Origin of the sequence: Mycobacterium sp. AMU20-3851, from assembly GCF_043974665.1 — a bacterium.
Lineage (GTDB): Bacteria > Actinomycetota > Actinomycetes > Mycobacteriales > Mycobacteriaceae > Mycobacterium.
Genome location: NZ_CP146371.1, coordinates 5154177 through 5162930, shown reverse-complemented (window position 1 = coordinate 5162930; position 8754 = coordinate 5154177). Strand labels below are relative to the sequence as shown.

Annotated in this window: 9 protein-coding genes; 3 read left to right on the top strand and 6 right to left on the bottom strand. The window is 70.2% G+C overall.

All coding sequences use genetic code 11. From position 1 onward, the window contains the following. Positions 1 to 11: 11 nt before the first annotated feature. On the bottom strand, positions 12 to 434 hold the full coding sequence (locus V4U86_RS24705; RefSeq protein WP_395308485.1) for a DUF1707 domain-containing protein: 423 nt from the start codon (positions 432 to 434) through the stop codon (positions 12 to 14). Positions 435 to 527: 93 nt separating this feature from the next. Between V4U86_RS24705 and V4U86_RS24700 the strand changes: the two genes are divergently transcribed. Then, positions 528 to 959 (top strand): SRPBCC family protein, encoded by a 432-nt coding sequence (locus V4U86_RS24700; RefSeq protein ID WP_395312203.1) that lies wholly within the window; start codon positions 528 to 530, stop codon positions 957 to 959. On the opposite strand, the gene V4U86_RS24695 is transcribed toward V4U86_RS24700, so the two are convergent. The 5 genes from V4U86_RS24695 to V4U86_RS24675 are packed head-to-tail and all read right to left on the bottom strand — an operon-like array spanning position 933 to position 6828. Beyond that, a complete protein-coding gene (locus V4U86_RS24695; RefSeq protein ID WP_395308484.1) occupies positions 933 to 3083 on the bottom strand; it encodes an AAA family ATPase in 2151 nt (716 codons plus the stop codon). The genes V4U86_RS24700 and V4U86_RS24695 overlap by 27 nt on opposite strands. Further along, positions 3080 to 3937: a CDP-alcohol phosphatidyltransferase family protein gene (locus V4U86_RS24690; protein ID WP_395308483.1), complete on the bottom strand. Its 858-nt coding sequence runs from the start codon at positions 3935 to 3937 to the stop codon at positions 3080 to 3082. The genes V4U86_RS24695 and V4U86_RS24690 overlap by 4 nt, the downstream gene beginning before the upstream one ends. Then, entirely contained in the window at positions 3924 to 4646 is a 723-nt protein-coding gene (locus V4U86_RS24685; protein WP_395308482.1) for a phosphatidylserine decarboxylase, read from the bottom strand. The genes V4U86_RS24690 and V4U86_RS24685 overlap by 14 nt, the downstream gene beginning before the upstream one ends. A 34-nt stretch (positions 4647 to 4680) precedes the next feature. Next, positions 4681 to 5904, bottom strand: coding sequence for a molybdopterin molybdotransferase MoeA (gene moeA, locus V4U86_RS24680; protein ID WP_395308481.1), 1224 nt, complete (start codon positions 5902 to 5904; stop codon positions 4681 to 4683). Positions 5905 to 5907: 3 nt separating this feature from the next. After that, a complete protein-coding gene (locus V4U86_RS24675; RefSeq protein ID WP_395308480.1) occupies positions 5908 to 6828 on the bottom strand; it encodes an SDR family NAD(P)-dependent oxidoreductase in 921 nt (306 codons plus the stop codon). Positions 6829 to 6866: 38 nt separating this feature from the next. On the opposite strand from V4U86_RS24675, the gene V4U86_RS24670 reads away from it, so the two are divergent. Both V4U86_RS24670 and V4U86_RS24665 read left to right on the top strand, forming a co-directional pair. Continuing rightward, positions 6867 to 7361: a PH domain-containing protein gene (locus tag V4U86_RS24670; protein ID WP_395308479.1), complete on the top strand. Its 495-nt coding sequence runs from the start codon at positions 6867 to 6869 to the stop codon at positions 7359 to 7361. Beyond that, the gene (locus V4U86_RS24665) at positions 7358 to 8752 is read left to right on the top strand and encodes a PH domain-containing protein (protein ID WP_395308478.1); all 1395 of its coding nucleotides are present in this window, start codon (positions 7358 to 7360) and stop codon (positions 8750 to 8752) included. Before V4U86_RS24670 ends, V4U86_RS24665 begins: the two co-directional genes overlap by 4 nt. Positions 8753 to 8754: the final 2 nt, after the last annotated feature.

Below are 8754 nucleotides of genomic sequence, written 5' to 3'. Positions count from 1 at the left end.
CTAAAGGCAGTCTACCTGCACCGATTTTGCGACCCGGTGCCAGCCAGGATGGGAATGGCATGAGAAAATACGCCGATTCCCCAGCTCAGGATGGGCCAGATCGGCCAGAAGTACCATCCGCCGCCGCCGAGTCCGACGGCCAACCAGATACCGAGCATGAGCACCGCGCCGGCCAGGTAGGCGCCGAGGTGGATCCGCACACTCAGTCGGGCAGCCCGGACCTGTTCGGCCCGGCGGCGGGGGTCGTTGCGCCGCAGGGTGCCGACCGGCAGATCGGCGACCAGTCGGTCCAGTTCTTCGGTGTCCTGGGCGGCGAAGGCGCGGCCGAGGCGGTCCTCGTACTCGTCCATGGGCAGGTAGCCCTGGGCCAGGGCCTGACCCAGGGTGCCGGCGGTGCGTTCGCGCTCACGGTCTCCTGCGCGGATGACGGGCATGAGAGCCTCCCGGGGTAACTAGTCATTGACTAGTTCCACTATGGCCCGGGAACTTGTCACCGTCAAGATGGGTAGCCTGCGGAGGTGGACCGGATTGTGAGCGCCAGCCGCGAGATCGCCGCGGACCCCGCCGTCATCTTCGAACTGATCGCCGACCCCGCGCAGCATCCGCGGTGGGACGGCAACGACAACCTCATCGAAGCCGCGGCCGGACAGCGCGTCCACGCCGTCGGCGATGTCTTCCGGACCCTGATCTACACCGGCGACCACCGGGAGAACCACATCGTCGAATTCGAGGAGGGACGCCGTATCGCCTGGCTGCCGTCGGAGGAGGGCAAGCAGCCCCCCGGTCATCTGTGGCGCTGGGAGATCGAACCGCTCGAAAACGGTCACTCGAAGGTGACCCACACCTACGACTGGACGAACCTCACCGAGGAGAAGCGTCTGGTGCGTGCGAAGGCGACCACGGCGGACAAGCTGGCCGCCTCGATCGACCGGCTAGCGGTCCTCAGCGAAGGCGCGTAGCGACTCCACCTGCACCGGATCCAGTGAGGGGCGCACGTTCTCGCGTGCCTTGGCCACATCATCGGCGGTGACGTCGGCCGCGTCGATGGAACGGCGCATCGCGGTCAGCGCGGCCTCACGCAGCAGCGCCACGCAGTCCGCTGCGCTGTAGCCGTCCAGATCGTCGGCCAGTGCATCGAGGTCGACGTCATCGCTGAGCGGGATGGATTTGCCTGCGGTGCGCAGGATCTCGCGTCGGGCCGCGGCATCGGGCGGTTCGACGAAGACCAGCTTCTCCAGCCGGCCCGGCCGCAGCAGCGCCGGGTCGATCAGATCCGGACGGTTGGTGGCGCCCAGGACGACGACATCGCGCAGCGGGTCGATGCCGTCGAGTTCGGTCAGCAGCGCGGCCACCACCCGGTCGGTCACCCCGGAATCGTGGCTCTGCCCGCGCCGCGGCGCGAGCGCGTCGATCTCGTCGAGGAACACCAGCGAGGGTGCCGAATCCCGGGCCCGGCGGAACAATTCGCGCACCGCCTTCTCCGAGGACCCGACCCACTTGTCCATCAGTTCGGCACCCTTGACGGCGTGCACGGACAGCCGGCCCGAACTGGCCAGCGCCCGCACCACGAAGGTCTTCCCACAGCCGGGCGGGCCGTAGAGCAACACACCGCGCGGCGGTTGCACACCGAGACGGGCGAAGGTGTCCGGATGCTGCAGCGGCCAGAGCACCGCCTCGGTCAGCGCCTGTTTGGTCTCGACCATGTCGCCGACGTCTTCGAGGGTGACTGACCCGACCGCCACCTCCTCGGTGGCCGATCGGGACAGCGGACGGATCACCGACAGCGCGCCGACGAGGTCGTCCTGTTTCAGTGCCGGTGACTCGGCGCTGGCGCTGGCCCGCGCCGCGGCCCGCAGCGCGGCCTCACGGACCAGAGCGGCCAGATCGGCGACAACGAAACCCGGTGTGCGGTCCCCGATCTCGTCGAGATCCAGTGCCTCGGCCGGTACATCGCGCAGCAGCACCTCCAACAACGCCTTGCGGGTGGCGCCGTCCGGCAGGCTCAGACCCAGTTCGCGGTCGCACAACTCCGGGGCCCGCAACCGGGCGTCGACGTTGTCGGGCACAGCCGAGGTGGCGATGAACACGACGCCGTCGGTGGCTACCGCGTTTCGCAATTCGGTGAGGATCAGGGTGGCCACCGGCTGTGGGGTGGCCGGCAGCAGCGCGTCGATATCGGTGACGAGCAGGACACCGCCGGAGCTCACCGCGGCGACCGCCGAGGTCACCGCCGACAGCCGGTCCTCCTCGGCCAGCGCGCCGATCTCGGGCCCGTCCAGTTCGATCAGCCGGCGCTCGGCGCACACCGCCCGGACCAGGGTGGCCTTCCCGACACCGGCGGGACCCGACACCAGGACGCCGAGATGTGCCGTGGCGCCGAGGCTTTCCAGCAGTTGCGGTTCGTCGAGGGCCAGTTTGAGCCATTCGGTCAACTTGCCGGCCTGCACGTGCGCGCCCTTGAGGTCATCGAGCGGGATCGCCGCGGGGGCCGGTGACCGGCTCGGTGCGACGGGCGCCGCGGCGGTGGAGATGCCGTCCCCCCAGCAGACATTCGAATTGGGTTGCACGCTCACGGTGCCCGCCGGGTCGACACCGGTGACGGTCAGCAGTTCCGAGGTCCAGGTGATGCCCACCGAAGTGGTCAGCGCCGTGGTCGCCGCCGAGGTCGACGTGCCCGGCCCCAGATCGCGGGGGAGCAGGGACACGGTGTCCCCGACGGTCATCACCTTGCCCAGCAGCGCCATCCGCAGGGTGGCCGGTGAGACAGACTGGGTGGCCAGCCGGGAGCCGGTCAGGGTCACCGAACGGGCACCGAACACCGTCACCGGGGCCACCACCACGGGGCTGTTCTCCCGGAGTCCGGCGTTGGACAACGTCACATCGTCGAGCAGTGCGACCCCGGCCGGGGTCCCGTCGGGGGCCACGCCCACCACCGCGGCCGTGGTCCGCGAACCGAGCAGCGATACCGCGTCCCATTCCCGGATACCCAACGCGGCGATGGCCTCCGGATGCAGGCGCACCACACCACGGCGACTGTCCAGGGCGGACGTGTTGAGGCGGGCGGTCAACCGGAGTTCGGTCATTGGCGCCCGGTCGGTTTACGCAGCCCCAGCCGCATCATCGACCGGCGGTTCGGCTGCGCCCGGCGGATCTCGCGGCGCTGCGCCCGCCGCTCCCGGGGTTTGGCATCCCATGCTTCCGGCCGGGCGGCCACCCAGCGCTGACTGCGCACGGTGAACGGGATGATGCAGACGTAACCGACGATGATCAGCAACACCAGCACGTACGGGAACAGCAACAGCGCGGCGGCCGCCGCGGCGATGGCGATGAGGAGGATGGGCGCCGCATTCGGCGGCATCGAGACCGACTTGAGCGCCAGGGTCGGGACCCGACTGACCAGCAACGCGGCATTGGCCGCGAACCAGAAGCAGACGAACCATTGCGACGTCCACCACCCGCCACCGAACTGCAGCATTGCCGCCAGCGGCCCGATGACGCCGACGGCACCGCACGGCGCGGGCATCCCGGTGAAGTACTGCCGGGTGTAGGCGGGTTTGGTGTCGTCGTCGAGCAGCGCGTTGAACCGCGCCAAGCGCAGCACGATGCAGACCGCGTAGAGCAGCGCGAAGATCCAGCCCACCGGAGAAGACGGCAGCAGCGTCACATAGACCACCAGCGCGGGGGCCACGCCGAAGTTCACCGCATCGGCGAGCGAGTCGATCTCGGCGCCCATGCGCGATTGGGCATCCAAGGCACGGGCGATACCGCCGTCGATGCCGTCGAGGACTGCCGCGGCGCCGATGAGCGCCAACGCGATATGCGGCTGGCCGTCGAGCGCGAACTTGATGGACGTCAGCCCCGCACAGATGGCCAATACGGTCGTCGCGCTGGGCAGGATCCGCATCGCCGCCGGGCGCTGCCTGTTAGCGGTCGGCATCACGCAGCTCGGCCAGGATCGTCTCGCCGCCGATCGCGCGCTGGCCGCTCTCCACCAGCACGTGGGCATCGGTCGGGAAGTAGGTGTCCAGCCGCGAGCCGAACCGGATCAGCCCGTAGGTCTCGCCGAGGGCCAGGTTGTCACCGGCCTGCGCGCTGCACACGATGCGCCGGGCGATCAGCCCGGCGATCTGCACGGCGACTATGTCGACGCCCTCGGGCGTGCGGAGCCACAGGCTGTTGCGCTCGTTGTCCTCGCTGGCGGTGTCCTTGTCGGCGGACAGGAACCTGCCCGGCCGGTGCACCACGCCCATCACCTTGCCGGCCACCGGCGCCCGTTGGACATGGGCGTCGAAGATCGACAGGAAGATGCTGATCCGCTGCATCGGGGCATCGCCGAGACCCAGCTCGGCCGGCGGGACGGCGGTGTCGATCAGCGTCACCAGCCCGTCGGCGGGGGCCACGACGGCCCCCTGCCGGGTCGGCGCGACCCGGGGCGGGTGGCGGAAGAACAGCGCACAGAATGCCGCCGCGCCCAGGCCGGTGTTACGCAGCCAGCGACGGTTCTTGCCGGCCGCGGCCAGGCCGAGCCCGCCGGCGATGAACGGCAGGCCGGCCTGATGGACCGGAGGGACGGTGGAACGGACGAGTTCGATGAAGCGTTGCGCTTCAGAGCTGTCATCATCGGGTGAACGCGCAGGTCTGGCCATTTGGGTCCCGATTCTACGTTGGGTTTTCGGGGTGTCAGCCGCCGGTGAGATCCCACACGTCGACCTGTGACCCCGCGGCCACCTTGTCGATACCGAGCGGAATGTCGAGCAGGCAGTTCGCGGACGCCAGCCAGCGCAGGTGATGCGAGGCGGGCGGGCCGTAACTGGTCACCACGGCCTGTCCCTTCTCATAGCCGAGGACACCGCGGCGGAACTGGCGCTTGCCGGCCGGCGACGTCAGGTCCTCGCCCAGGGTCGCGGTGATGCGGGGGCGCTGGGCGGGCAGGCCCATGGCGGCCCGCAGTGGCGGCCGCAGGAACACCTCGAAGGAGACCAGCGCGCTGACCGGGTTGCCGGGCAGCGTCACGATGGGCACACCGTCCACCCGGCCGGACCCCTGCGGCATCCCCGGCTGCATGGCGACCTTGACGAACTCGACGGTGCCGCCGAGGGCGTCCTTGACCACCTCGTACGCGCCGGCGCTGACACCGCCGGTGGTGACGATCAGATCCACCGCCCCGGCGTGCTCGGCCAGCGCGGCGCGGAACAGCTCGGGGTCGTCGCTGACCACCGGCCCGGTGACGGCCTCGGCACCGGCGTCGCGGACCGCCGCGGCCAGCATGACCGCGTTGGATTCGTAGATCTGGCCCGGCTGCAGCGGGGTGCCCGGACCGACCAGTTCCGATCCCGTGGACATCACCAGCACCCTGGGCCGGGGCGACACGCTGACCTCGGGCAGACCCAGCGCGGCCACCAGTCCCAGTGCGGCCGGGCTGAGAAGCTGGCCGGCCCGCAGCACCGTGGTGCCCGCGGCGACGTCCTCACCGGCGCGGCGGATGTGCTGGCCCTCGCGGGTGGCGACGCGGATCTGCACCTGGGGCTGGCTGGCGAAATCCGCTCCGAAATCGGAGTTGGTGGCTTCCACCGGGACCACGGTGGTCGCCCCCGGCGGCAGCGGGGCGCCGGTCATGATCCGTTGGGCGGTACCGGGTTCGAGCGGCTGGGTGTCGGTGCGGCCGGCCGGGATGTCGTCGGCGACCGGCAGCGTCACCGGGGCTTCCTCGCTCGCCCCGGCGATATCGGCGGCCAGCACCGCGAATCCGTCCATCGCCGAGTTGTCGAATCCGGGCAGCGATACCGGGGCCGTCACATCGGCGGCCAGAACCAGGCCCAGCGCGTCGGCCGGCGCCACGGTCCCGGCGGGGCGGGGCTGGATCAGACCGGCGATGACGTCCTGGTGTTCTTGGACTGAGCGCATGTGTCAGACGGGGAAGTGCACGTCGGTCAGGTCCTCGGAGACCGCCCACAACCGCTGCTGGATGGCCACGTCGTGGGACTGGCTGCTCGACGGAACCAGATGCGGATGCCCGACCACGCCGAACGCGCGGACGGGGAAGGCGGGGCCGTAGTACTGCCCGCCGCGGACCGCCGGGTCGGTGGCGGCGCGCAGGGTGGCCAGCGCACCCACCAGCGGTGAGTTGGTGACCAGATTCGCCAGGGTGGCGTAGCCGGGCAGATTCGTCCCGGGGGTGTGCCGCATCAGTTCGGTGTTCGAGACGCCCGGATGCGCGGCGACCGAGAGCGTGTTCCTGCCCTTGAGTCGACGGTCCAATTCGTAGGCGAACATCAGGTTGGCCAGCTTGGACTGCCCGTAGGCGGCAACCCGGTTGTAGCTGCGCTCCCACTGCAGATCGTCGAAATGAATTTTGGCCTGATTGCGGTGCGCGATGCTCGCGACCGTCACCACGCGTGAATTCTCCACGGGCAGAATGTTTTCCAGCAGGAGCCCGGTCAGGGCGAAGTGGCCGAGGTGGTTGGTGCCGAACTGCAACTCGAAGCCGTCGGCGGTGGTCTGCTTGGGCGGGTACATCACCCCGGCGTTGTTGATCAGCAGATCGATGCGGGGGTGCTCGGTTTTGAGCTGCTCGGCCGCGGTGCGCACCGACTGCAGCGAGCCCAGGTCGAGGGGGACCACCTGCAGGTCGGCCTTCGGGGTGGCGGCGCGGATCTTGGCCGCGGCCTGCTCACCCTTGGCGGTATCGCGGACCGCGATGACCACCGCGGCGCCGCGGGCGGCGAGCACCCGGGCCGTCTCGTAGCCGAGGCCGGTGTTGGAACCCGTGACGATCGCGACGCGCCCGGACTGGTCGGGGACATGTGATTCGGTCCATTTCTGGGTCATGTCTAGAACATACGGTGCCCGACGGCCATGCTCGAGTGATGGGTGCACCCGTGCAGATGGCCGAACCCGCCTATCCGCCCAGCCGCAGCGCGCCGCTGGTGTGGGCGCTGGGCGCGGCGATTCCGTGGCTGGGCGTGGTGTTCGCGCAGCTGATCTGGTTCGTCGTGGACCCGCGGATGCCCTGGTTGCATGCCGCCGCGGGGGCACTCACCGCGGCGGGTGCGCTGGTATCGGTGGTGGTGGCGCCGATCTGGCGGTACCGGGTGCACCGCTGGCAGATCGGTCCGCAGGCGGTGTACACCCGCACCGGCTGGCTGGTGCAGGAGCGTCGCATCGCACCGATCTCGCGGGTGCAGACCGTCGACACCTACCGTGGCCCGCTGGACCGGCTGTTCGGGTTGGCCAACGTGACCGTGACGACGGCGTCCTCGGCCGGCGCGGTGCGGATCGTGGCTCTCGATGCGCCGGTGGCCGATCAGGTGGTGGCCCAGCTGACCGACATCGCCGCGCTCGGCGGCCACGACGCAACATGACGGCAACGGAAAGTGCGCAATGGCAACGTCTTTCACCGCGCATGTTGTTGGTGCACCCGGTCCATGAGGTGCTCAACCAGCTTCCGTTGCTGATCGGGGCGATCGTTCTCGGATCGGCCACCCAGAATCCGGTGTGGTCGTTGGTCGGGGTGGGGCTCATCGTGGTGCTCGGTGTGGCCCGGTGGTTCACCACGAGCTACCGGATCGACGATCAGGATGTCGTGCTGCGTACGGGCCTGCTGCAACGCAGTGAACTCTCGGTGCCGCGCAACCGGATCCGCTCGGTGCAGACCGAAGCGCGGGTGCTGCACAGGCTGCTGGGGCTCAGTGTGCTGCGGGTCAGTACCGGCCAAGAAGACAAGGGCGGCAACGCCTTCGTGTTGGATGCGGTGGAAACCGGTCAGGTCGCCGTGCTGCGGGGGTTGCTGCTGGGCCAGGACGGGCAGTCCGCTCCGGCGGGCCGGGTGCTGGCCTCGTGGAAACCGTCCTGGCTGCGCTACAGCCCGCTGAGCTGGTCGGGGTTGCTGAGCATCGGTGCGGCGCTGGGGGTGGCCTATCAGGCCGGGTTCGGGGACGCGCTGAGCCGGTGGTTGGCCGGCCGGCTCAGCCCCGCGGTGGTGTTGGTCCTCGTGCTGGCGGCCGCGGTGCTGATCGCGGTCGGGCAGTCCCAGCTGACCTACGCGAACCTGGTGCTGACCCGGCGGCCGGACACGCTGAACCTGGTGCACGGACTGCTGCGGGTCCGGGAGCGCACCTTCGATCTGGACCGGCTGCGCGGCGGCAGCCTGCGGGAGCCGTTGTTGGTGCGGGCCATGGGCGGGGCGCGGCTGGATGCGGTGATGACCGGCGTGGCGGGGGCGGGGGAGTCGTCGCTGTTGTTGCCACCGTGCCCGGCCGGCACGGGGCGGGCCGTGCTGGCGGATCTGGTGGGGGACCCCGAGGTGGTCGCGGGCACGCTGGTGGCGCACGGGCCCGCGGCGGTGCGACGCCGGTGGGTGCGGGCGCTGGCGCTGCCGGTCCTGGTTGCGGTCGTGTTGCCGTTCACCCCCGCGCCGGGTTGGGCCTGGGCGGTGTGGAGTCTGCTGCTGGTCGGGGCGGCGGGGCTGGCGATCGACCGGGTGCGGGCCCTCGGGCACCGGGTGGATGCGTACTGGCTGGTGACCCGGTCCGGCAGTGTCGAACGACGCCGCGATTGTGTGCAGACCGCGGGCATCATCGGGTGGACGGTGCGGCAGACCTTCTTTCAGCGCCGGGCGGGTGTGGCGACCGTGGTCGCGGCCACCGCGGCGGGCACCAAACGCTATGTGCTGATCGACGTGCCGGCCGAATTGGCGTGGACGGTGGCGGCCACGGCGTCACCGTGGGTGGCCGACAGTCAGTGGGCCGCTTAGTC